Origin of the sequence: Enterobacter cloacae complex sp. I2 (genome assembly GCF_014896205.1) — a bacterium.
GTDB lineage: Bacteria > Pseudomonadota > Gammaproteobacteria > Enterobacterales > Enterobacteriaceae > Enterobacter > Enterobacter quasihormaechei.
The window spans coordinates 24,486-46,822 of record NZ_JADBRA010000008.1 but is presented as its reverse complement, the minus strand read 5'-3'; the positions used below and the strand labels follow the sequence as shown (position 1 = coordinate 46,822).

The 22,337-nt window shown below is 55.7% G+C and carries 20 protein-coding genes and 2 pseudogenes; 13 read left to right on the top strand and 9 right to left on the bottom strand.

Going from position 1 to position 22,337, the window contains the following annotated elements; genetic code table 11:
- Positions 1 to 89: 89 nt before the first annotated feature.
- The 5 genes from IM300_RS08655 to IM300_RS08635 all read left to right on the top strand — a co-directional run bounded on the left by IM300_RS08655 (position 90) and on the right by IM300_RS08635 (position 3,560).
- Positions 90 to 422: an SMR family transporter gene (locus tag IM300_RS08655; protein WP_063866011.1), complete on the top strand. Its 333-nt coding sequence runs from the start codon at positions 90 to 92 to the stop codon at positions 420 to 422.
- A gap of 423 nt (positions 423 to 845) precedes the next feature.
- Positions 846 to 1,211 carry a hypothetical protein gene (locus IM300_RS08650; protein ID WP_129741670.1) on the top strand — a complete coding sequence of 122 codons (366 nt, stop codon included), beginning with the start codon at positions 846 to 848 and terminating at the stop codon, positions 1,209 to 1,211.
- Between the two features lie 215 nt (positions 1,212 to 1,426).
- Positions 1,427 to 2,095 carry a transcriptional regulator gene (locus tag IM300_RS08645; protein WP_107534875.1) on the top strand — a complete coding sequence of 223 codons (669 nt, stop codon included), beginning with the start codon at positions 1,427 to 1,429 and terminating at the stop codon, positions 2,093 to 2,095.
- Positions 2,085 to 2,888 carry a PhzF family phenazine biosynthesis protein gene (locus tag IM300_RS08640; RefSeq protein ID WP_193036160.1) on the top strand — a complete coding sequence of 268 codons (804 nt, stop codon included), beginning with the start codon at positions 2,085 to 2,087 and terminating at the stop codon, positions 2,886 to 2,888. Before IM300_RS08645 ends, IM300_RS08640 begins: the two co-directional genes overlap by 11 nt.
- A gap of 453 nt (positions 2,889 to 3,341) precedes the next feature.
- The gene (locus IM300_RS08635; protein WP_107534873.1) at positions 3,342 to 3,560 is read left to right on the top strand and encodes a YgdI/YgdR family lipoprotein; all 219 of its coding nucleotides are present in this window, start codon (positions 3,342 to 3,344) and stop codon (positions 3,558 to 3,560) included.
- 47 nt (positions 3,561 to 3,607) lie between these two features.
- Here the strand turns inward: IM300_RS08635 and IM300_RS08630 are convergent, their stop codons facing one another.
- The 5 genes from IM300_RS08630 to budA form a co-directional block, all read right to left on the bottom strand.
- Positions 3,608 to 4,303, bottom strand: coding sequence for a GNAT family N-acetyltransferase (locus tag IM300_RS08630; RefSeq protein WP_193036159.1), 696 nt, complete (start codon positions 4,301 to 4,303; stop codon positions 3,608 to 3,610).
- Between the two features lie 107 nt (positions 4,304 to 4,410).
- Entirely contained in the window at positions 4,411 to 4,884 is a 474-nt protein-coding gene (locus IM300_RS08625; RefSeq protein WP_045260739.1) for a cold-shock protein, read from the bottom strand.
- A 133-nt stretch (positions 4,885 to 5,017) separates the two neighbouring features.
- Positions 5,018 to 5,788: a (S)-acetoin forming diacetyl reductase gene (locus IM300_RS08620; RefSeq protein ID WP_045631532.1), complete on the bottom strand. Its 771-nt coding sequence runs from the start codon at positions 5,786 to 5,788 to the stop codon at positions 5,018 to 5,020.
- A gap of 20 nt (positions 5,789 to 5,808) precedes the next feature.
- Entirely contained in the window at positions 5,809 to 7,530 is a 1,722-nt protein-coding gene (gene alsS / locus IM300_RS08615) for an acetolactate synthase AlsS (RefSeq protein ID WP_193036157.1), read from the bottom strand.
- Positions 7,502 to 8,281 carry an acetolactate decarboxylase gene (gene budA, locus IM300_RS08610; RefSeq protein WP_107534869.1) on the bottom strand — a complete coding sequence of 260 codons (780 nt, stop codon included), beginning with the start codon at positions 8,279 to 8,281 and terminating at the stop codon, positions 7,502 to 7,504. The genes alsS and budA overlap by 29 nt, the downstream gene beginning before the upstream one ends.
- Positions 8,282 to 8,386: 105 nt before the next feature.
- On the opposite strand from budA, the gene IM300_RS08605 reads away from it, so the two are divergent.
- The 7 genes and pseudogenes from IM300_RS08605 (at position 8,387) to IM300_RS08575 (ending at position 13,934) form a co-directional block, all read left to right on the top strand.
- Complete coding sequence (locus tag IM300_RS08605) at positions 8,387 to 9,268, top strand: LysR family transcriptional regulator (protein WP_107534868.1); 882 nt, start codon at positions 8,387 to 8,389, stop codon at positions 9,266 to 9,268.
- Positions 9,269 to 9,580: 312 nt separating this feature from the next.
- Entirely contained in the window at positions 9,581 to 9,691 is a 111-nt protein-coding gene (locus IM300_RS08600) for a hypothetical protein (protein WP_108454329.1), read from the top strand.
- Between the two features lie 13 nt (positions 9,692 to 9,704).
- Entirely contained in the window at positions 9,705 to 10,160 is a 456-nt protein-coding gene (locus tag IM300_RS08595; RefSeq protein WP_193036155.1) for a hypothetical protein, read from the top strand.
- A gap of 299 nt (positions 10,161 to 10,459) precedes the next feature.
- On the top strand, positions 10,460 to 12,160 hold the full coding sequence (locus IM300_RS08590; protein ID WP_193036153.1) for an AIPR family protein: 1,701 nt from the start codon (positions 10,460 to 10,462) through the stop codon (positions 12,158 to 12,160).
- Positions 12,161 to 12,446: 286 nt separating this feature from the next.
- Positions 12,447 to 12,758 (top strand): annotated as a pseudogene (locus IM300_RS08585) (type II toxin-antitoxin system HigB family toxin).
- On the top strand, positions 12,755 to 13,174 hold the full coding sequence (locus IM300_RS08580) for a type II toxin-antitoxin system HigA family antitoxin (RefSeq protein ID WP_193036152.1): 420 nt from the start codon (positions 12,755 to 12,757) through the stop codon (positions 13,172 to 13,174). Before IM300_RS08585 ends, IM300_RS08580 begins: the two are co-directional and overlap by 4 nt.
- Positions 13,175 to 13,499: 325 nt before the next feature.
- Positions 13,500 to 13,934, top strand: a complete 435-nt coding sequence (locus IM300_RS08575; protein ID WP_193036150.1) for a hypothetical protein — start codon at positions 13,500 to 13,502, stop codon at positions 13,932 to 13,934.
- 78 nt (positions 13,935 to 14,012) lie between these two features.
- Here IM300_RS08575 and IM300_RS08570 read toward each other — a convergent pair.
- A pseudogene (locus IM300_RS08570) lies at positions 14,013 to 14,108 on the bottom strand (oxidoreductase); the annotation flags it as partial.
- A 105-nt stretch (positions 14,109 to 14,213) separates the two neighbouring features.
- Here IM300_RS08570 and IM300_RS08565 point away from each other — a divergent pair.
- Positions 14,214 to 15,335, top strand: a complete 1,122-nt coding sequence (locus IM300_RS08565; protein WP_193036148.1) for a YbdK family carboxylate-amine ligase — start codon at positions 14,214 to 14,216, stop codon at positions 15,333 to 15,335.
- Here IM300_RS08565 and IM300_RS08560 read toward each other — a convergent pair.
- The 3 genes from IM300_RS08560 to IM300_RS08550 form a co-directional block, all read right to left on the bottom strand.
- Positions 15,286 to 18,420 (bottom strand): efflux RND transporter permease subunit, encoded by a 3,135-nt coding sequence (locus IM300_RS08560; RefSeq protein WP_193036146.1) that lies wholly within the window; start codon positions 18,418 to 18,420, stop codon positions 15,286 to 15,288. The two genes, IM300_RS08565 and IM300_RS08560, sit on opposite strands and share 50 nt — an antisense overlap.
- Positions 18,421 to 18,429: 9 nt before the next feature.
- Positions 18,430 to 19,494, bottom strand: coding sequence for an efflux RND transporter periplasmic adaptor subunit (locus IM300_RS08555; RefSeq protein ID WP_193036144.1), 1,065 nt, complete (start codon positions 19,492 to 19,494; stop codon positions 18,430 to 18,432).
- Between the two features lie 110 nt (positions 19,495 to 19,604).
- On the bottom strand, positions 19,605 to 22,313 hold the full coding sequence (locus IM300_RS08550; protein WP_193036142.1) for a cation-transporting P-type ATPase: 2,709 nt from the start codon (positions 22,311 to 22,313) through the stop codon (positions 19,605 to 19,607).
- Positions 22,314 to 22,337 lie beyond the last annotated feature (24 nt).

Sequence of the window (22,337 nt, the reverse complement as noted above, 5' to 3'; positions counted from 1 at the left end):
ATTAAACAATGAGTTTAATTTACAACTTATTGTTGATAATATTTTTCCCCCCACCTGGGAAACCGGAGTATCAAAAAACAGGCAGCTGAATGAATACCTATCTTTTTCTTTTATTATCAATAGCATCTGAAGTCATTGCGACGACGGCATTAAAACTATCCGACAGCTTCACCCGATTGTGGCCCTCCCTCATCACGGTGATGTTTTACATTATTGCGTTCTGGTCATTAACCATACCCATGAGAACAATCCCAACGGGAATTATCTATGCGGTGTGGTCAGGGGCCGGGATCGTACTGATTAGCCTGGCAGGATGGATTATTTATGGTCAAAAGCTGGATATGGCGGCCCTGACAGGAATAGGCCTTATTATTGCCGGCGTGATGGTGATAAATCTGTTTTCGAATTCAACAGGACACTGAGCGGCAGCTTAATCCCGTCAGGTATCACGTCGCCCGGTACACTTTATGATCAAAAATCTTTTAATCTGCTTCGTTGTGTTTCTCTTTCTGGTGTTAACGCTTGAAATTCTTTATATCGAAAAGCGTCATGTTAATTTTTTTCGCGATGGGGTAAGAAGCGTCGAGGAGGTGCTGTCTCTCTGGGATGAGCATTAATCAGACTCCCCCTATATCCTTCGCCTGCATCAACACCGTGAAGACGTTTTTGTGAAAATTTCAACGTAACGTTTTATCAATGTAAATTATTGCCGATATATTTGACAGAAGAATTAGTCGATGCATATCGGCGTTAATCCGATGGATAGGCAATATCTATTATGTACTCTTTACGGAGGTAGCTAAACTGCTTTCAAAGAGTATAATATTTGTTAAAAAGGTAAATGAGTGGAAACAACAAAATTATGGATTTCGTTAGGGACGATTGTCAGCCCTATTACTGGAACGTTTTTCACTAAAATAGTTACACAACATAATCATAAATATCTGCTCTGGTATAATGGCGACTATCTTATCAAGCCGGGAGATAACATTAAGGTTAGTAACAAAGGCTTTGTTATTTCCGGGCAACTACGTTCGGTGAACATTATTCAGATTGATAAATACAGCCCAACGCTCTGGCGGGTAATGCACAATATGTCCAGCTGTCCGGGAGACAGAGAACCTGAAAATCCGTATTGTACGACCACAACCCGCTGCATTTTCAAGTCCTGCCCTCACGGCAAAACGCGTCATGCCCTTCAAAACCGCTGAGAATACGTTCCCCTGAGCCTCTTTCATCAGAGGCTTTTTTTTACCTTAAATATTAATACCTTAATTGATCACCGACCGCCTGCTACGGCATTAAATCTGTGTGCTCACAACGCATTTATCAACTTTTTGTTGATAATTAAACACTATCGATATACTTTAAGCTCAGTGAGGTTTTAAGCTCGACATCTGACCATGCCAAACATAAAGGAACAACGATGAAATCAGATTACGCCAAACAGATTGAACTGATTTCCGGGCCGCTGGAAGCGGCGATGGAAGCGCTTGCAGGTACGTTGTCGGCGAACCATGAGATAGTCCTGCACAACCTCACCATGCCAGATCAGTCCGTGGTAAAAATCATCAACGGGCACGTCAGCGGCAGACAAGCGGGTGACAATCTTTTGTCAGGCCCTGAAAAAGACAAAGGATTTGCCCTGCTGCTTAAAAACAGCAAAGACAGCACCCCGGTCACGGTAAAAAATTATAAAACCGTCACGGCGTCCGGACGGATCCTGAGCAGCGCCTCGACAATTTACTACAGCGAGGAAGGCGTACCGTTGATGGCCTTTTGCATCAATATCGATACCTCTCCTTACGAGCAAATGCGCAAGTGCCTGGACGCGATTACGGGCAGCCCGCTTGCCGATTCAGACCCGCAGGATATGAACCTGGGCGGCATCATCGAGCAGTCAATCCAGGAAATCATCGATAAACATTCGGTCCCGGGCAAAAAGGTTCAGAAAGCGCAGCGGCTTAAAATAGTCGCTGAAATGCATGCTAAAGGCATTTTCAAAATGCGGGGAGGCGTCCAGCACGCGGCGCAGGCCCTGGGCGTGACGCGCTATACGGTTTATAACGATCTTGAGGTGATGGGTGAAAAATAACACTCCCCGGCGCATTCCGTTTTACCAGGTTGACGCCTTCTCTGACGGTCCCTTTACGGGCAATCCCGCGGCCGTCTGCCTGCTGGACGCCTGGCCGGACGCGCATGTTCTCCAGCGTATCGCTACGGAAAACAATCTTTCCGAGACCGCGTTTGTGGTTAAGCAGGACGACGGCTTCGCGCTTCGCTGGTTCACCCCTGCGGTGGAAGTGGATCTTTGCGGCCATGCGACGCTTGCCGCTGCGAGCGTTCTCTTAAGCCGTGACCACGCCTCTGAAAGCGTGCGTTTTTTCACCCGCAGCGGCGAGCTGAACGTCACCTCGGAGGGTGAGCAATACACGCTGGATTTCCCACAGGCGATCCCGTCCCGCATTACCGCTCCGGAAGGGTTGTTTGAGGCGCTAGGGCTGGAGGAAAACGCCGGAGAAACCTGGCAGGCGTCCGATCTCATCGTCGTCATTGATGATGAAGACAGGCTGGATGCGCTGAAGCCTGATTTTTCCGCGCTGGAAAGGTTTAACACGCGCGGCGTGGTGGTTACTGCCACCTCACGCACCTTCGATTTTCGCTCCCGCTGGTTCGGCCCGCAGGTGGGAGTAAATGAAGATCCGGTGACGGGTTCTGCCCACACCTTTCTGGCACCGTTGTGGAGCGAAAAACTGTCGAAGAAGACGTTGCGCGCGCAACAGGGCGGAAGCCGTAAAGGCGAACTGATTTGCCATGTTAAGGACAACGGACGCGTCGAACTCTCAGGCAAAGCGTGCCTGATTATTGAAGGAACCTTTATTCTGTAAGCACACGGACGTGCTGCGTAAACGTGGGTGAAAGGGTTCAGTCGGTTTACTGCTGCGAATTATCATAAACGCTTTATATTTTATTAAATAGCGTGAGGTCTATTCATGACGCCTTACGCTTAACCTGGCGCTCGGGAAAAATAAATAACGTTGTCATTACGCAGGTATATCATCCTGAACTGCTTTTTTGCTGTTTATTTGTCACTGGCACGCTATTACTGGCGTGGTCACGGCTTAGTCTAACGCTCGCAGGCTAAATGAGAGAAAATCATGTCAACAAAACCAGATGAAAGATCTAAAGCGGCCGTTACGCCCCTTGAGCGTCGCGTTGTTATTGTGACGCTCCTGTTTATATTTTTGATATATACAGTGTTACTGATATCTCCCTTTTTATGAGGTGAATGTCAGTAACCTTATTCGGCCCCGGTGGTCTTTTTAATTACAGGCATTAAGATGAAAAATTTAGCAGCAGTAATGAGTCTGGCACTGATGACCCTGACGGTTACAGGGTGCTCCAGCGACTACGTATTACAAAAGAAAAATGGCGAAATGATTATTACCCACGGAAAGCCGGAAGTCGATGATGACAACGGTTTAATTACCTATGAGGACGTTGCGGGCAATGAACATGCTATCAATCGCGACCAAATTATCCAGATGATCGAGAAATAACGTTCGTGGGCAGAGCAGCCGCATTGCGCTCTGCCCGGGATACCGTTCTAGCGAAATGCCTTTAGCCGCTTAATCTGATGTCCTTGCGCATCAAAATTCTCTGCTGCCAGCCACGCGCGCAGCGCCGCATCCCTCTGCGGCCATTCGCCGTCAATAATAGAGAGCATGTCGCTGTCGCGGTTACGCCCCTTACGCACCAGCTTCTGGCGCAGACGTCCTTCCCAGACAAACCCCAGCCGCTCCGCCGCGTTGCGTGAGGCGGTGTTCATCGAATCGCACTTCCACTCCAGCCGACGGTATTTATGCTCGAAGGCATTTTTCAGCAGCAGCCACACCGCTTCGGTGCCAATGCGGGTGCCTTTCATTCTGCGCGACCAGGTCACATGACCGATCTCCACCGAGCCCTGGAACCGCTCTATCGCCATGTAGCAGACCAGCCCCACGGCGCGCTCGGTGCGCAAATCAATCACGGCATAGGGCACCAGATCGTCATCCAGCACTTTGCCGAGCACCCAGTGCGCGGTGGCTTCCACGCTCATGGGCTGGCTGCTGGCAAGCCACGTCCAGTCACTGTCGTCGCCCAGAGCATACGCTTCATACAGATCTGCGGAATGGCGATCGGCATCGAGCGGCTCCAGACGACAATACTGACCAACGAGCGCGGTGCGGGTCAGCGCGCGGGCGCATTTCCAGTCCGGGACGATATCGTTAACGGTTTGACCATGTTGATTGATTTCGGGCACGGCGATGACTCCCTGAAAGGTAAGGAGTGTGTTATAGCAGGTTAAAAAGCGGACGAAAAGAGAGGAAATGCAGGCCGGGTAACGTGGAACCGCCACCCGGCATAAGATTACTTCAGCAGTTTTACCGTGGCGTCGATGTCGATTTCATCTTCGGTAAAGATCATCGTCGTGTTCTGGAAGGTGGTGATCGCCAGCTTCTTCACTGTACGCATTTCGCCCGGCTTCTTGTCGGATTTTGGTTTGATGCTGTTCATCAGCAGCCCCACCGAGAGCACCGCGTTCTCTTTGTCGATTTTGGTCTCAACGGGCTCTTCCTCGCTGAATACCACGAAGGACTTGATCGAGGTGAGCTTCACGCGCTCGCCCGCGATATAGAGATGCTTGCTTTCAGGAATTACCTTCACCGCATACGCGGAAAGGCCTTTGGTGTTGGTGGTTGGCTCGAAGGTCACCGCCGCATCTTTTTTAATCAGATCAGGGTTGGCGACTTTAATCACATGAAAATAGCGGTTGTCGCCGTTTTCATCTTTGATAAATCCAAAGCCTTTATCTTTAAACCACGTTGTGATTGTACCGTTCATCGCTGTTACCGCCTGTCAGATCTCAAGACTAAAGTTTTGCAGCGCGCAGTGTAATCCACAATGGCTGAGGAGACAAAAAAAAGCCCCTGCACGGGAGCAGGGGAAAGTTCATGTCAGAGCTTATCGTTATTTTTTAGTTAAACACCATCCCGCCATCTATCAGCAGGGACTGGCCGGTCATGTAGTCGGAGTCTGGCCCCGCAAGGTAAGAGACGCACGCGGCCACGTCTTCCGGCTCGGACAAACGGCCAAGCGTGATGCGTTTGGCAAAGGTTTCCGTACCATAGCCAAGCGGTTTACCCGCCGCCTCGGAGACCTGACGGTCAATTTCCGCCCACATCGGCGTTTTAACGATGCCCGGGCAGTAGGCGTTAACGGTGATCCCCAGCGGGGCGAGATCCCGCGCGGCCGTCTGGGTCAGACCGCGTACCGCGAACTTGCTTGAACTGTATACCGCCAGTTCCGGGTTACCGGTATGCCCCGCCTGGGAGCAGGCGTTGATGATTTTGCCGCCGTGCCCCTCTTTGCGGAACGCGTCAATCGCGGCCTGAATGCCCCAGATCACCCCTTTCACGTTGATGTTGTAGACTTTGTCGACAATCTCCGGGGTGATGGATTCGATGGGGGTAGACGGCGCCACCCCGGCGTTATTGACGATGACGTTGAAGCCGCCCAGCTCGGTGCGGGCTTTCTCCACGGCCGCAAACACCTGCTCGCGGTCAGAGACGTCGACCTTCACGGCGACGGCCTTCCCGCCGCTGCGGGTGATTTCATCGGCAACCGCTTTCGCCGTCTCTTCGTTGTAATCGGCGATAGCGACGGCAAAGCCATCCTTCACCAGACGAAGCGCGATCGCTTTGCCAATCCCCTGGCCGGAGCCGGTTACGAGAGCCACTTTTTGCATTTCTCTGTCCTTATGTTGATTCACAAAATCTGGCTGAGATGGAGCTGGCCCATCAGCAGCGGGTTATCGCTGTAGTCGACGGGAATGGCCACCACGGCCGGGCCATCGACATCCATTGCCGCACGCAGCGTCGGTTCGAGCGCGTCGGCGCTCTCAACGGCAAAACCTTTTGCGCCGAACGCGTCGGCATAGGCTTTGAAGTCGACCGGGCCGAACTCCACGCCGGAAAGACGCTGGTATTTTTTCTCTTCCTGGATCGCCACCATGTTGTAGGCGTTATCCACCCAGATGATGTGCAGCACGTTGGCGTTGAGGCGTACGGCGGTTTCCAGCTCCATGCTCGACTGCAAAAAGCCGCCGTCGCCGGAGACCGACACCACCTTGCGCCCCGGGTTGACCAGCCACGCGCCAATCGCCCACGGCAGCGCCACGCCCATGGTCTGCTGACCGTTGGAGATCATCACCTGACGCGCGCGGAAGCTGTAGAGGTAGCGGGCGATCCAGATATGGAAGCTGCCCATATCGACGGTGAGCGTCACGTCGCTGTTCACGATGTCCTGCATGGCGCGCACGATGCGCAGCGGGTGCAGGGCAAACTGGTTAAGCGATGCGCCGCGGCGGTCAAGGAGGTCCCGCTGATGCTGGCGATCGACCAGAATTTCCGAGGCGCGCTGGCTCAGTTCAAGCTTGTGCTCAATGCGGCTGGCGAGCAGGTTCAGCGTGGCGGCGATATCCCCTACCAGCTCCAGATCGGGAACATACCTGCGCTCCTCATAGGCGGGCAGCACGTCGATGTGCACGAGGGTGGCATCGCCGCTGTTCCACATAGAAGGCTCGTACTCCACCGGGCTGTAGCCGATGCAGATAATCAGATCCGCCAGATGCAGCAGCCGGTCGCCCGCCTGGTTGTTAAACAGGCCGACGCGCCCGGCGAAGCGGGTGAAGTGTTCCTGATTGACCGCCCCGGCGGCCTGATAGGTGCTGGTGACCGGGATACGGCTTTTCTCCAGCAGCTTGCGCAGCGCGGCGCTGTTCGCGGGCTGGCTGGCCATCAGGCCGAGTAAGATGACCGGGTTTTTGGCCTTTTCGATAAGCTTCGCCACGTCGTTAATGGCGGATTCCGGTGCCGGGCCCATCAGCGCCGGACCGCTCGCGGGCAAAATCGCCCCCGTGGTGGGCTGGTCGACAATATCCTGCGGCAGGCTGACAAACGCCCCGCCCGGCCTGCCGTGCTCGGCGGCGCGAAACGCGTTGGACACCACCTCGGCAATCGCGTCCGGGGAGTTCACTTCTACGGCGTATTTCGTCACCGGGCTGAACATCGCGACGGTGTCCATGCTCTGATGCACCAGCTTGGCTTTATCCGCCCGCTTCACCGCCCCGCCCAGCGCGACCACCGGGTCGCCTTCGCTGTTGGCGGTGGCGATGCCGGTGATCAGGTTCGAACAGCCCGGCCCGGAGGTGACCAGCGCCACCCCGGCTTTGCCGGTCAACCGCCCTACTGCCGCCGCCATAAACGCGGCGTTGGCCTCGTGGCGTACGGGAATGATCTCGATGGAGGAGTCCAGAAGTGAGTCAAAAACCTTGTCGATTTTCGCCCCCGGTATCCCGAACACCTGCTTCACGCCCTGCGCTTCCAGCTGGCCGACAACCATATCGGCGCCGTGCGCCCACTGACGTGACTGTTTATCACTGTTCACGATAGTTCTCCTGTTAGTTTTCGACGGCGCGGATAGCCGCATCAAGGTTGCTGGGGTGCAGGTTGGCCTGTAAAAACGCGCTGTCGGCAGGCAGGTCAATCATCAGCTTGTGAATTTCACCGAAAGTGAGTACGCCGCTTTCCAGCTGGTAGTCGAGCAGATGGCCGCCGCCCTGTCGGTCGTCGGTGATGAAGTGTTCGTGATAGCCCGCCACGTTTATCCCCTGCATATGCTGCGGGGTACGGAACCCCACCAGCACGCCCTCGCGCTGGTTAAAGCGGAACACCGGCTGGTCGTCCAGCACGTCGGTCATCGCCCGGTACGGCGGCGTCTGGCGCGGAACGGTGCGGGTGTGGGCATGGCGGAAGTTGCCGTCGATGCGCAGCGCGCAGAACAGGTTATCGGAGGGGATCTGCTGGTCGATCACGTCGTGGATCTGCTGACGGCTGACCGGCTCGTCGAAGGTTTTGCGGTACTGGGGCTGGAACCAGGTCATTACCGCGAACGGCGTTTTCTGCTCCGGCTTCGCGGCGCGGGCGCTGCCGTCGGCGCGCAGCTGGTACACCTGGCTGCTGAAGGCAATCATTTCGCCGTCCAGCTCGTTAAAGGTGCCGAGACCAAAATCACCGTGTGCCAGCAGGTCGGCGATGGTGGTCTCCCCTTCGTACACGCCGCTTAGCAGGGCGCTCATTAGCGATGTCTGATAGATCACGCTGTCAGGATGTTGAGCCGAGAACCCGCGCAGGGTCTCGCATAAACTCGCCTCACAGTCGCATGCAGATGAATGCATCATCATGCTCGTCCTCTTCAACTTTATTTATAAAGGTTAAATAAATGTTGACCCGATTCAGCAGAGAGTTCCAATATAGAATCCATGCTGGTTTGAGACGTTTTTGATATGGAACTTCGTTATCTGCGCTATTTTGTCGCGGTAGCACGCGAGCGACACTTCACCAGGGCGGCCAACGCGCTGGGTATTTCACAGCCTCCTCTGAGCCAGCAGATCAAACGGCTTGAGGAGGAAGTGGGCACGCCGCTGTTCAGGCGCCTGACGCGGGGCGTGGAGCTGACCGAAGCGGGAGAAGCCTTCTATGAGGACGCCTGTAAGATCCTGGCGCTGAGCGACGCCGCGCTGGAAAAAGCCCGGGGCATCGCGCGCGGGCTGAACGGCAGCCTGTCGATTGGTATCACCAGCTCCGACGCTTTCCACCCCAAAATTTTCGCGCTGATTCGCCAGTTTCAGGTGCAGAACATGGCGGTGCAGGTTCATCAGGTGGAAGCCAATATGTCGTCGCTGACCACGATGCTGGCGGAGGGTGAGCTGGATATCGCCTTTGTGCGCCTGCCGTGCGAAAGCAGCAAGGTGTTCGAATTAAAAATCCTCGACCGGGAGCCAATGGTGGTGGCGCTGCATCGCGATCATCCCCTGGCGACGTGCGGCGATCTGGCGCTGGAGGAACTTCGGGATACGCCGGTGGTGCTGTTCCCGCAGGAGGTCGCGCCGGGGCTGTACGACCGCGTTTACGGCAGCTGCGAGCGGGCCGGAATCGATATGCAGCACATGCTGCAATCTTCACAACTTTCCTCTTCCCTGAGCATGGTCTCCGCCGGCGGCGGGTTCGCGCTGGTGCCAAAATCCATGGCCGCTATTTCGCCGCCGAATGTCACCTACCATGCACTGCGCTCACCAGAGCTTTATACCGATATCGCGCTCTGCTGGCGGCGCTTTGAACGTTCGCGAACGGTGAAGCGGTTTCTGGCGATGATGAGCGAGGGGTAGCTACGGTGCGGCTGTGCCCGGCGGCGCTGCGCTTGCGCGGGCCTACGGTTCGTGTCGCGGGTTGGTTGGCTTGTTCGCGGTTTTGTAGGCCGGGTAAGGCGTAGCCGCCACCCGGCAATGCCTTTCTGGAAGCCGCCTCGCAAACTTTTAAGCAACCTTATGTAATTCAGGGTTATCCCTTTTCATCCCTTCTTCGCGGTTTTAAAGTGCCTGCGTTGCGGCACATCCGCAGCCGGGCGTAGGAACCCGTATAACATGGCACGACAATTATTTTTGTCGCGACAGCGCTCATCCCGTTAAAATACGGTCGCGCTGGCGGAGCAACCGAAAGGTTGGCCGTTAGTCATGTGCGGTATTCCTACCTCCGTCAGCGCTACCACCCATGAGCGTAGGAACTTATGTGGTGGTCTGGAGTATGTTTAAAAAGGAAAATCACATGACAACTATCCCTTCCCTGTCTTACGCGCTTTCTGAGGAAAGTGCTGTTCATCATCTTCTCCACCTGCAACTGCCTGAGTCTGCGGATCTCTTTGAACTGGCTGACGCCTGCACTGCGTATGTGAGCGTGCTGGTTGAAACGGACGACACAGTGACATTCACCACGCTTTGCGAGCGACTGCTGGCTGCGCTTAAGCGGCTGCGCGAGTGCTGTGACTCAGAACTTCCGCCGTATCTGGTTGAACGGCTCATTGCCGGGGAAAAGATCGCCTCCTGCGTGCCGGAATGCTGGCAAGAAACGGCGCTACAGGTGGATTATGCCGTGGCGTTAACGCTGGCGGTAATGGGCGGGACGTTGCCTGCGAGCGTGGCGAAAGAACTCACCGGGCTGCTACATGATATGGTCTGGCTGCTGGCGGAGTTTGTGAAGGAGCCTTATATAACGGCGCACTGAGGCGGATGATGGGAGGCCGGGGTTCTGCTGAGGTAAAAAGCAGGATTTCGGCCTTATGCAAAAAAATAATGTGGTTTTTGAATGTCTGTTAAGAGCGAGTAGCGGGCATTCATTGATACCTAACGCTTGATTTTTGACTAACACTCAGAGCCTAAGAAAAATGTGATATACCTTTTAATAATCTTATTATTTAAAAGGATTAATTGTCGAATCAAGACAAATGTGATTAAATAATATAAATTAAAACAGTCACGGCAACATCTAACTTTCATGCGTTGTTTAAATAGGGGATGGAATTAATGCATCTTGTTACTAGGTCTTATTTCGATACGTTTTGCAGGGCCTTTGCTGCACCGTATCAAGAAACCAAAAACTTTGAAGCATTTGTAAATTACTGTGCTTTTTCTAAACATTCCGGTGATAAAGTGGAGGCTAGCGATCTTGTCTATGATGGTCCCGATCCGGGCATAGATGGAGCATTACTTTTTTTGGATGATAGAGCTATATTTTCAACTCAAGAATTACAAGAGATTTTTGAGAATTCACGACGAGAATTTCATGTTTCAATAGTTCTCACTCAAGCTAAGACATCAGAGAAATGGGATAAAAAAGAAATTGATTCTTACGTGTCATCAATCTGTGATTTTCTTTCATCAGCACCTCAGCAACCACATAGTGAATATCTCGCAGACTTTAAGGAAATGTTCAACTTAATTTTTGCCAATATTGGAAGAATTAAAAATGGGCTTCCTGATCTATACTCTTATTTTTTTAGCGCTGCGCCAGATACACAAGCAAAAGAAATTAAGGCTGCATTTAGAACAGGCGAGAGAACTTTAAAAGCTCTCGGGTATTTTCATGAGACCTCTTTGATTATGGCTCATAGGGATTTCATACATGAATTGTGGTTAGCAGCTGATGGCCCGATTGAAGCAAAGCTACCTACAATCGGCTATGCACCTTTCCCTGCGGCACCAAATATAAATAACGCATATGTTGCCACTGTAAAAGCGAGAAGTTTTATCGATTCTATTTTAAAAGATAAAAATGGTTCTCCAAGGAAAAAACTTTTTGAGGAAAATGTTAGAGATTTTCTTGGTGTAGACGGCGATGTTAACTCAGAAATATCAGACACACTTGAAAATCATGGTAAAAAAGCAAGATTTGGTTTAATGAACAATGGTATTACCATAGTTGCTTCTAGTGTTAGACCTGCTGGGCAGGAAATATTCATACGTGATTTTCAGATAGTCAATGGCTGCCAAACATCTAACGTACTTATAGCTAAAGATGCTCAAGTTGACGACTCTGTAAGTTTAATGATTAAATTAATTGAAACAGAAGAGCCAACTATCCTTGATGACATTGTACGCGCAACAAATAAGCAATCCAAAGTAGAGGACGCTCAATTTATTTCAACCTTGCAAACTCTTAGAGAACTCGAGCAATATTTTAATGCTAAGGGTGCCATAGAAGGAAATAGAATTTATTTTGAACGTCGAAAAGGGCAGTATAGCTCTGAAAATATAGCACCTGTGCGTATTTTTGATGTAAGAGAAGTGGCTAGAGGATATGCCGCAATTGTAATGATGAGACCAGACCTCTCCAGTCGCTATCCTAATCGACTAACTGGCGATTTACTTAATGAAGTTTTCTCGGTCGGTGCTAATGAGGATGATTATTATATATCTTGTTTTTGTCTTTATAGATTGAAAGCACTTATTTCAAACAAAAGATTTGATGGTAAGTATTCAAAGTTACGTTGGCATATTCTTACCGCTGCTTCTAAATATTGCAGTGAGCATTACAAATCATGGAAGTGTAAAAGTAAAAACGAAGCACTGCATAATTTATTCTCAACAAATGATGGCGAATGGTTCGATAAATTGGATAACTTAGTAAAAACAGCCATAGCGGATCCAGATATCTCCCGTGATTTATTAAAATCGCAACCTCTTACATCTACTATACTCAAAAATGTTGACAATGTTCCAGAATAAAATATAGAGACTTATTGTTATTTATAATTAATGTTGGTTCAACCATAACATTTTTCAAACCAAACCAATGCTTTCCTATAAAAGGCACACTCATTAATTCATAAAATTCTGTCCGCTTCTGGTACGAAGCGGACATTTTTTACAGTTACCTCATACAGTATTCGTACTTATTAAATGTTCCCCGTCATCGCGAGCATATGAGAACTGCACTCCATCCGTGTTTCCACATTGTCAACACACCAACTACCACTTATAATGTTTCCAGCATGGAAACATGGGGGCAAGGATGCATGTAGTCCCAAGAGCACCTTTCGACGCGGCCACCAGACATTTTCCCAACCAATCACTCGCCCTGGACGATCTTTACCGGGTACTAAAAAAGGAACACTCCCCATCACCAGACGACATGCGAAAGCGCTTCCCCAGTCTGGACAGGATGAAATACCGGGAAAAATGGTAGGTCATTGATGTGGGAGGCGGGCATCTAAGAGTAATGTTTTTTGCTGATTTTGAGCGGGGAAAGATCTTCATCAAACACATCAGCACTCACGCAGACTATGACAAGCTCACAGACTACTATCGGAGAACGAAAGAATGAATTATGCAGCAGCCATCAAAGCGGCAAAAGCTCTGACAACCGAGCTCCCTTTCCTGGGCTCAAGCCCGTCGCGACAAGATTACGAGGATGCGCTGGCGCTGGTGGAGTATCTGATCGAGCACGAACCCGATAACCCGCTCGTAGACATGCTCACCGCCAAAATCGATAAGTACGAAAACAAGTCCCCCGAGTTTGCAGAATTTAACGCACGTATTGCCAGCATTCCGTCAGGCGTTGCGCTATTGCGAACGCTGATGGATCAGTACCAACTCACTCAGAGCGATTTCGAGAACGAGATAGGCAAGAAGTCTCTGGTGAGTCGGATCCTGAATGGACAGCGCACGTTAACACTGGATCATATGCGGGCGCTGGCAAAGCGTTTTGACGTGCCGGTGAGCGCGTTTGTGGGAGATTGATGGAAAGTAGACTCTGTGCGCTCATTCCGAGGGCTATTTGAATAATTGACAGTTAAAAAATCCTGGTAAATCACCAAGCCAATGTTTGCATTATCAAATTGCAATACGTCGGCTTTCATAATCTGTATCAACGGAAGTTGATATATCTCATACCCCTGTTGCGCCAACATTGACGGGATTTTTTATAAACGATAACGTCCCACCCGTCATTTAACTTACTGTAATAGAAGAATTTATTAGGATTTTCTTAAATGGAGTTTAAGCATATGTCTATAACCGTTTATGTATGGTGCAAAAACGATGTCGGCGAGCGGGGAATAGCGCGATGAAATACCCAATCGTTCTGTTGCTATCGGCTCTCACCGTCCCAGCTATTGCAGCCAACACTGACTGGTCATCAGCACTTCATGGAATCGCCTCTGGTGATGCAAACTGGATAGCGCAAGCCCCAGCGCTGGCTGCCACGGCAGACGTCAGGCAGGCGCAACTGCTCGAGGATGCCTTAGCCGCGGCGCTCACAACAAACACCAGCGCTACGCTGAAAGCGCTCCGCATTATTGACGCTGGAAAGTGGCCGCACATGGTTGGCAGCGATATCGTCTGCACACCGCCGTTAGAGAAATCACCTACAGAAATCGACGCGTTCTATCATCAAACCCGCCGGGCACTGCTGGAGACGGCTGAGGGTGCTCAGTGCCTCTGGATCCTGGAGGCAACAATGGAAGAATTGAAAGCAGAGAAAGCCCGTCAGGCTAAGTAAGAGACTTACCCGGCATACCACGGCCGGGTCTTTTTTCGCCCCGACCGTATTTCACCCCGTCCCCCCACTCCCCGCCGCCAGCAGCGGCGTGCGACCCGCATCATGCAATACCGCGGCAATGGTGGTGCCAATCGCACCGGGACCAAACAGCGCAATCGATGGATAGTCAGACATAAGTCACTCCTCTTTTGTAAAGCCTGCTATCCGTTATACCACCACGAGACGAGCGCGCCACGCCCATTGTCTATACTCAACACACAACAGACAACGGAGTGCGCCATGCCTTTACCTGATTTCAAATCCTCTGAACCCTACACACTCGGCATCGAGCTTGAACTCCAGGTGGTGAACCCGCCGGGCTACGACCTGAGTCAGGACTCTTCCGCGCTTATCGCTGCCGTCAAAGACGACATCAAAGGCGGTGAAGTCAAACACGACATCACCGAAAGCATGCTCGAAATCGCCACTGGCGTGTGCCAGACCATCGACCAGGCGGCGGCGCAGTTCTCGGTGATGCAGCAGAGCATTCTGCGCGCGGCGGCGGAGCAGCATATTCAGATCTGCGGCGGCGGGACCCATCCGTTCCAGAAGTGGCAGCGGCAGGAAGTGTGCGCCGATGAACGCTATAACGTCACGCTGGAGCGCTTTGGCTATCTGATTTTACAGGCGACGGTGTTTGGCCAGCACGTGCACGTGGGATGCCGAAACGGGGACGACGCCATTTATCTGCTGCACGGCCTGTCGCGCTTCGTGCCGCACTTTATCGCCCTCGCCGCGTCCTCTCCCTATATGCAGGGCACGGACACCAGGTTTTCCTCGTCGCGTCTCAACATCTTCTCCGGCTTCCCGGATAACGGTCAGATGCCGTGGATCAACAGCTGGCAGGAGTTCGAGGGGCTGTTCCGACGCCTGAGCGCTACCAGCATGATCGACAGCATTAAAGATCTGCACTGGGACATCCGCCCCAGCCCGCACTTCGGCACCGTGGAGGTACGTGTGATGGATACCCCGCTGACGCTCGGCCACGCGATTAATATCGCCGGGCTGATCCAGGCGACGTCTCACTGGCTGCTGACCACGCGGCCGTATAAGCATCAGGAGCGGGATTTTCTCTTGTACCGCTTTAACCGTTTTCAGGCGTGTCGCTACGGGCTGGAGGGGGTTCTGACGGACGTGCATACCGGCGAGCACAAAACCGTGGCGGACGATATCGCCTGGCTGCTGGAGCAGGTTGCGCCGTCGGCCGAGAAGCTCGGCGCAACGAGCGCCATCAAGGAAATTGCCCTGCTGTTAAAGCAGGGCAAGAGCGAGGCGCAGCGCATGCGGGACTTCATCGCCGACGGCGGCTCGCTTATTTCTCTGGTTCAGAAACACTGCGAGCTGTGGGCGACGAGTCCGTAAGGCCGTGGCCCCACTCGCGCAGGCGCTGGAACAGCACGAACAGCGCCGGGATGAACACAATCCCGACCACGGTTGCCACCAGCATGCCGCTGAACACCGTGGTACCAATGATGCGGCGGCTCTGGGCACCCGCCCCGGTCGCCAGCATCATCGGCAGGACGCCGATGATGAACGACACGGCGGTCATCATCACCGCGCGGAAGCGGCGCGATGCCCCTTCCCGTGCGGCATCGACAATTGCCATCCCGTCCATCCGCCGCGCGCGGGCGAACTCCACGATAAGAATCGCGTTTTTCGCCGCTAGCGCGATCAGCAAGACCAGACCGATCTGCACGTACACGTCGTTGGCGTAGCCCGCCAGCCACAGCCAGACCAGCGCCCCGCCGATGGCGAACAGCACCGAAAGCATCACGCTTGCCGGGAGCGTCCAGCTCTCGTACTGGGCGACGAGGAACAGCCACGCCATCACCACCGCCGCCAGCACAATCCATACTGCCTGGTTGCCGGTCTGCTGCTCCTGATACGACATGCCGCTCCAGGCGTAGTCGTACCCGGCAGGCAGGCTCTGCGCCAAAATTTCGCCCATCGCCGCCATCGCGGTGCTGCTGCTTACCCCTTCCGCTGCCGAACCGCTTACCGATACCGACGGGAACTGGTTGTACTGCTGAATAAATGGCGCGCCGACGGTCGGCGTAATGGTGACGAGGTTGCTCAGTCGCACCCGCTCGCCGCTGTTGCTGCGCACGAACAGCTCGCTGATTTGCTCCGCGCGCTCGCGCCACTGCATCTCGTTCTGCATCACTACGTGGTAAACGCGGTTGTTGACGCTGAAATCCCCGGCGCGGGTGCCGCCGAAGGCGGTTTGCAGGCTGCTGAAGATGCGCGACACCGGCACGTCGAGCCGGGCCGCACGCTCGCGGTCAACGGTCAGCGTCAGCTGCGGCACGTTGCTGCTCCAGGTGGTGAACACGCGGCTCAGCTGCGGATGCTGGTTGGCTTTTGCCAGTACCTCACGCGTAACGCGCTCCAGCTCCGCCGGGCTCTGCCCCGCCTGCGCCTGAATGCGCAGGTCGAAGCCAGAGGCGTTGCCCAGCCCCGGCAGCGTCGGCGGCGCGAAGGTCATGATGGTCGCTTCCGGCAGGGCCAGCAGCTGGCGCTGAAGGGTGCCCATCACCTCATCCAGCGGCGGGCGCTCGCTCCAGTCCTTCAGCATGATGGAGATAAACCCGCCGTTCGACGCGCTGGTGCCGTTGAGGATGTTAAACCCGGAGACCTGAATCACGTCTTCCACCGCCGGGTTTTTAGCGATCAGCTCGCGCGCGGAGGTCATCACCGCTTCGGTGCGCTCCAGCGAGGCCGCCTCCGGCAGCTGGACGCTGGCGAAGAAGTAGCCCTGATCTTCCTGCGGCAGGAAGCCCTTTGGCATCGACATAAAGCTGAACGCCACCACTGCCGCCGCGCCTGCGGTGGCCAGCAGCGCCAGCCACGGACGCCGGTTGAACACGCTCACTATCCGGGTGTAAAGCGTGCGCGTGGCGTCCAGCCCACGGTTGAACCCACGGAAAATCGCGGCAGGCTTCGCCGGACGCGGGCGCAGCAGCATGGCACAGAGCGCGGGCGTCAGGGTCAGCGCCACCAGGCTTGAGAGCGTGACGGCGGTGGAGAGCGTCACCGCGAACTGGCGGTACAGCTCGCCGACGATCCCCGGCAAGAGCGCCACCGGCACAAACACCGCCAGCAGCACCAGCGTGGTGGCAATCACCGGCCCGGCGATCTGTCGCAGCGCCAGCGCGGTCGCCGCCGTGCGGCTCTGCCCTTCCGCCATCAGCGTTTCGACGCTCTCAACCACCACGATGGCATCATCCACCACCATGGTCAGCGCCAGAATAATGGCGAACAGGCTCAGCGTGTTGGCGGAGTAGCCGAGCGCGTAGAGCACCGCAAAGGTGCCCACCAGCGACACCGGAATGGCGAGGGCGACAATCAGCGTCGCGCGCCAGCTTTGCAGGAACAGGGAAACAACCACCACAACCGCCAGCATGGTCAGCGCCAGCGAGACGCCAATCTCTTTAATGGTGGCGGCAACGAAGGTGGTGGTGTCGAATTTCACTTCATAGACCAGGTCGTCTGGAAAGCGCGTCGAGAGACGCTCCAGCTCCGCGCGCACCGCGTCGGCCACGCGCAGGGCGTTAGCGGACGGCGTAGGATAGATACCGAGGTAGGCGGAGTCATGCCCGTTCAGCTGGGCGCCCGAGCTGTAGCTGCGCGAGCCGAGCTCAATGGTCGCCACGTCCTTCAGGCGCACCAGTTGGCCCATCTCCCCGGCGCGAATAATGATGTCGGCAAAGTCTTCAGCCTGGCTTAAGCGCCCCAGCCCGTTGATGGTCAGCGTCTGCTGCTGGCCGTTGAATACCGGTGGCGTACCGATCTGGCCCGCCGCCCCCTGCACGTTCTGCTCGCGCAGCGCCTGCGCCACGTCGTCGGTGGTGACGTTCAGGGCGTTCATGCGGTCCGGACGCAGCCAGATGCGCATGCTGTAGTCCCGCGCGCCAAACATCTGCACCTGCCCCACGCCCGGCAGACGCGACAGCGCCTCGCGTACCTGCGTGCTGGCGTAGTTGCTGACAAACAGCGGCGTGTGGGTGTTGTTCGGTGAGTAAAGGCTTACCCCCATCATCAGGTTGATGGCGCGCTTGCGCACCTGCACACCGTTTTGCTGTGCCTCGGTCGGCAGCTGCGCCACGGCCTGCGCCACACGGTTCTGCACGTCGATGGCGGCGAGGTCCGGATCGGTACCCGCCGCAAAGGTGATGTTCAGGCTGTAGGTGCCTTCATCCGAACTGGTGGACTCCATATAGAGCATGTGATCTACGCCGTTAAGCTGCGTCTCCAGCGGCGTGGCGATGGCCTCCGCCACGTCAGCCGAGCTGGCGCCCGGCCAGCTGGCAGAGACATTCACCACCGGCGGGGTGATCTGCGGGTACTGCTCTACCGGAATGATCCTCAGCGCGATGGCCCCCAGCAGGGTGATGGCCAGCGCAATCACCATCGCGAAGCGCGGGCGTTTGATGAAAAACGTCAGCATGATGGCTCCTTAATTGAGTATCTGAACGGCAGCGCCGGGCTGCACGCGCTGCGCGCCGTCGGTAATCGCTCGCTCACCGGGCTTCACGCCGGAGGCAATCTGAAACTGCTGGCCGATCTGCCCGGCAATTTCCAGCGGGCGCCTTTCGGCTTTGCCGTCGGCGTTAACCACCCAGGCGAAGAACCCGTCGCCGTTCTGCTGGACCGCGGCGGCAGGCAGCGTCAGCACCGGCTGCTCGCTCGCCGGACGCAGATAGACATTCACGTTGCCGCCAGGCAGCAGCTGGTGGCGCGGGTTCGCAAACTCGGCGCGCAGCATCACGCTGGCGGTGCGCGGATCGATGCGGTTGTCCACGGACGTCAGTTCCCCGCCGACGCGCTGACCGTTGCTGTCGATCAGCGCCTGCCAGGCCTGCTTCATGGCGCTGATATCCGCATGCTGTCCGGCTTTGGTGGCAAACGCGCCCTCTTCCAGCGCAAAGGCGATGCGGATGGGATCGAGCTGCACCACCTCCACCAGCACGCCGCTGGCAGGATTCACCAGGCTGCCCACGTGGAACTGGCTATGCCCCACGCGACCGTCAATCGGTGAGGTGATACGGGTGTAGTTCAGGGTGACGCTGCGGGTGTCGAGCCGGGCTTTCGCCTGCTCCAGCGCGGCGCTCGCCACGTCGCGCTGCATGCGGGCGTTGTCCACGTCGTGACGGCTGATGGCGTTGCTGCTGCCCAGGCTTTCGAAGCGGGAAAGCTGCTGCTGCGCCTGACGCAGCGTGGCTTCGGCGCTTCTCACTTCGGCCTGCGCCAGACGCAGGGCGGCACGCGGCTCGGCGTCGTCCAGCTCAAAAAGCACGTCGCCTTTTTTCACGTACTGCCCGTCGCGGAAGTGGATTTTCGTTATCACGCCTTCCGTACGCGCGCGCAGCTCAACGGTGTGAATGGCTTCGATGCGGCCCGGGATCTGGCGCTCGGCGGCATGGGCGATCTGCTCCACGGTGGCGACGCGAACGGGAATAGCCGCGGCGAATGCGGGGGGCAGCGTGCAGGCGAGGAGTGCGAACAGGAGCGGGAATTTCATGGGAGTACCTCTAATTTGTACCCCTCACCCCGGCCCTCTCCCCACAGGGGCGAGGGTGTTCAAGTCCCCTCTCCCCTGTGGGGAGAGGGTTAGGGTGAGGGGGATCTTTGTTATGCAGCCTTACGGAACCTGCGGGTCAGTCGCTTCTCGATTTCGACGACGAAGAACATCACCCCAGCCACCGCCAGCGTCACGAACCAGTAGCGCAGCGGCAGCGCTTCGGTGCCGAACAGCATCTGCATAAACGGCAGGTAGATAATCGCCGCCTGGAGCAGGAACAGTACGCCCGTCACCAGCCAGATCCCTTTGTTCGCCAGCAGGCCGCGGTTCAGGGAGAACCCGTCGGTGTTGCGGCAGTTAATCATGTATACCCACTGGGCGCAGACCAGCATCTGGAGCAGCACGGTGCGGATGAACTCCGCGCTGTGGCCGCGCGGGGCCAGCCAGGCTTCCAGCGCAAAGGCGGCGATGGCAATCATGGTGCCGACAAAAGCCACGCGCCATACGGCGTAGGCGTCCATCACGTGCTGCCCGGTCTGGCGCGGCGGGCGGCGCATAATGTTGCGCTCGGCGGCCTCAAAGGCCAGGCCGAAGGAGAGCGTGGCGGAGGTCGCCATGTTCATCCAGAGAATCAGCACCGGCGTCAGCGGAATGATATTCCCCGTCAGCAGCGCAATCACAATCAGCAGCCCCTGCGCCAGGTTGGTCGGCATAATGAACAGGATGGTTTTCTTCAGGTTGTCGTAAACGCGACGCCCCTCTTTCACCGCGCTGGCGATGGTGGCGAAGTTATCGTCCGTCAGGACCATGTCCGCCGCCTCTTTGGTAACTTCCGTGCCTTTGATGCCCATCGCGATGCCGACGTCCGCCTGGCGCAGCGCCGGGGCATCGTTTACGCCGTCGCCGGTCATGCCGACGATTTCGCCTTTATCCTGCAACGCTTTCACCAGGCGCAGCTTATGCTCCGGGCTGGTACGGGCAAAGATGTCGTATTTCACCGCCGCTTCCGCCAGCTCGGCATCGTCCATTTTCTCCAGCTGATAGCCGGTGACCGCCTGCTCGCTGTTGGTGATCCCCAGCATCTGGCCGATGCTCATCGCCGTCTGCGGGTGATCGCCGGTGATCATCTTGACGCGGATCCCCGCCTGCTGACAGGCGTTAATTGCATCAATCGCTTCCGGGCGCGGCGGATCCATCATTCCGGCAATGCCGAGGAAAATCAGGCCGTGACTCAGGTCGTCGTGCGTTAACGCCTGCTCGCCGTTCGCCGGCTTGAACGCCGCGGCAACCATGCGCAGCCCCTGACGCGCATAGCGCTCCATCTCCGTTTCCCAGTACGCGCGGTTGAAGGCTTCCGCGCCGTTGCGCGTCTGCTGCTGGTCGCACAGGGCGAAAATGACGTCCGGCGCGCCGGTAATCAAAATCTGCTCCTCACCGCCAATCTGGTAGTGGGTGCTCATATACTTGTACTGCGAGTCGAACGGGATCTTATTGATAAGGGTGGTCATCACCGGCGCGAGGTGGGCTTTCGCCGCCAGCACCTTCAGCGAGCCCTCGGTCGGCCCACCGGTAATGCCCCACAGGCCGCGCTCGTCCTGAATCAGCTGGCTGTCGTTGCACAGGTCAACGGTGCGCAGGTACTGCTCGAGCACGGTGCCCGGCTGGATCTGTACCGGCTCATCGCTGCCTTCCAGGTAGATATTGCCCACCGGCTCGTAGCTGTTGCCGTCCACACGGTAGCAGGTATCGGCAGTGATGATGGCTTTGACCGTCATCTCGTTCATGGTCAGGGTGCCGGTTTTGTCCGAGCAGACCACGGTCATCGCGCCCAGGGTTTCAACCGTCGGCAGCTTGCGGATAATCGCCCGCTTGCGCGCCATAGCCTGCACGCCCAGGGAGAGGATGATGGAGATAATCGCCGGCAGGCCTTCCGGTACGGAGGCGACCGCCAGGCTAATGAGGGAGAGCAGCAGCTCGCCCATCGGGATCTCGCGGAACACCAGGCTGAAGACGAACAGCGCAGCCATCATTGCCAGAATAATGGCGAAGATGGCTTTGCCCAGCTTGTCCATCTGCACCAGCAGCGGGGTGCGGTGTTTTTCAATGCCCGCCATCATCTGGTTGATGTGGCCGAGCTCGGTTTCCTGGCCGGTGGCAATGACCACGCCCACGCCGCCGCCCGCGCTTACCGTCGTACCGGAAAAGACCATATTGGTGCGGTCGCCCAGCGGTAATTCGCCGTTAAGCGGGTTCGTGTGTTTATCCACCACCGTGGATTCGCCGGTCAGGATCGCCTCTTCCACGCGTAAATTATGCGCTTCGATTAAACGCATATCCGCCGGAATACGATCCCCTGCGCGCAATACAATAATATCGCCCGGGACGATTTCCGTCGTCGGGATAGTTTCATGGTTGCCGTTACGAATAACCCGCGCCTCGCTGGAAAGCATATTGCGAATACTCTTCAGCGATTTTTCCGCGTTACTTTCCTGAATGTGGCCAATTAGCGCATTGATGACCGCCACGCCCAGAATAACCAGCGTATCAACCCAGTGGCCCATTACCGCGGTTAATACGGCAGCCGCCAGCAGGACGTAAATCAGCACGTCGTTAAAGTGCGCGAGAAAACGCAGCCAGCCCGGCTTGCCTTTTTTCTCCGGCAGCGCGTTTGGGCCATGCTTTTGCAGACGCGCCTGCGCCTCGGCGCGGTCAAGGCCGCTGGCCTGGCTTTGGGTGTGGGCAAGCACCTGCTCTATGTTCTGCTGGTACGCCTGTCCGCCTGCGGGTGGCATATTCTGTGAGAAATTTTTTTTGGTCATGGTATTTTTCCTTCAATATCCGGT

What these genes read in the sequence shown, in the direction of transcription:
- IM300_RS08605 (WP_107534868.1), top strand. Translation starts at nt 8,387, where the DNA reads ATGGAACTTCGTTATCTGCGCTATTTTGTCGCGGTAGCACGCGAGCGA.
- IM300_RS08555 (WP_193036144.1), bottom strand. Translation starts at nt 19,494, where the DNA reads ATGAAATTCCCGCTCCTGTTCGCACTCCTCGCCTGCACGCTGCCCCCC.
- IM300_RS08575 (WP_193036150.1), top strand. Translation starts at nt 13,500, where the DNA reads ATGAAATACCCAATCGTTCTGTTGCTATCGGCTCTCACCGTCCCAGCT.
- IM300_RS08655 (WP_063866011.1), top strand. Translation starts at nt 90, where the DNA reads ATGAATACCTATCTTTTTCTTTTATTATCAATAGCATCTGAAGTCATT.
- IM300_RS08580 (WP_193036152.1), top strand. Translation starts at nt 12,755, where the DNA reads ATGAATTATGCAGCAGCCATCAAAGCGGCAAAAGCTCTGACAACCGAG.
- IM300_RS08645 (WP_107534875.1), top strand. Translation starts at nt 1,427, where the DNA reads ATGAAATCAGATTACGCCAAACAGATTGAACTGATTTCCGGGCCGCTG.
- IM300_RS08595 (WP_193036155.1), top strand. Translation starts at nt 9,705, where the DNA reads ATGACAACTATCCCTTCCCTGTCTTACGCGCTTTCTGAGGAAAGTGCT.
- IM300_RS08590 (WP_193036153.1), top strand. Translation starts at nt 10,460, where the DNA reads ATGCATCTTGTTACTAGGTCTTATTTCGATACGTTTTGCAGGGCCTTT.
- IM300_RS08550 (WP_193036142.1), bottom strand. Translation starts at nt 22,313, where the DNA reads ATGACCAAAAAAAATTTCTCACAGAATATGCCACCCGCAGGCGGACAG.
- IM300_RS08635 (WP_107534873.1), top strand. Translation starts at nt 3,342, where the DNA reads ATGAAAAATTTAGCAGCAGTAATGAGTCTGGCACTGATGACCCTGACG.
- IM300_RS08560 (WP_193036146.1), bottom strand. Translation starts at nt 18,420, where the DNA reads ATGCTGACGTTTTTCATCAAACGCCCGCGCTTCGCGATGGTGATTGCG.
- IM300_RS08620 (WP_045631532.1), bottom strand. Translation starts at nt 5,788, where the DNA reads ATGCAAAAAGTGGCTCTCGTAACCGGCTCCGGCCAGGGGATTGGCAAA.
- alsS (WP_193036157.1), bottom strand. Translation starts at nt 7,530, where the DNA reads ATGCGGCTATCCGCGCCGTCGAAAACTAACAGGAGAACTATCGTGAAC.
- budA (WP_107534869.1), bottom strand. Translation starts at nt 8,281, where the DNA reads ATGATGCATTCATCTGCATGCGACTGTGAGGCGAGTTTATGCGAGACC.
- IM300_RS08625 (WP_045260739.1), bottom strand. Translation starts at nt 4,884, where the DNA reads ATGAACGGTACAATCACAACGTGGTTTAAAGATAAAGGCTTTGGATTT.
- IM300_RS08565 (WP_193036148.1), top strand. Translation starts at nt 14,214, where the DNA reads ATGCCTTTACCTGATTTCAAATCCTCTGAACCCTACACACTCGGCATC.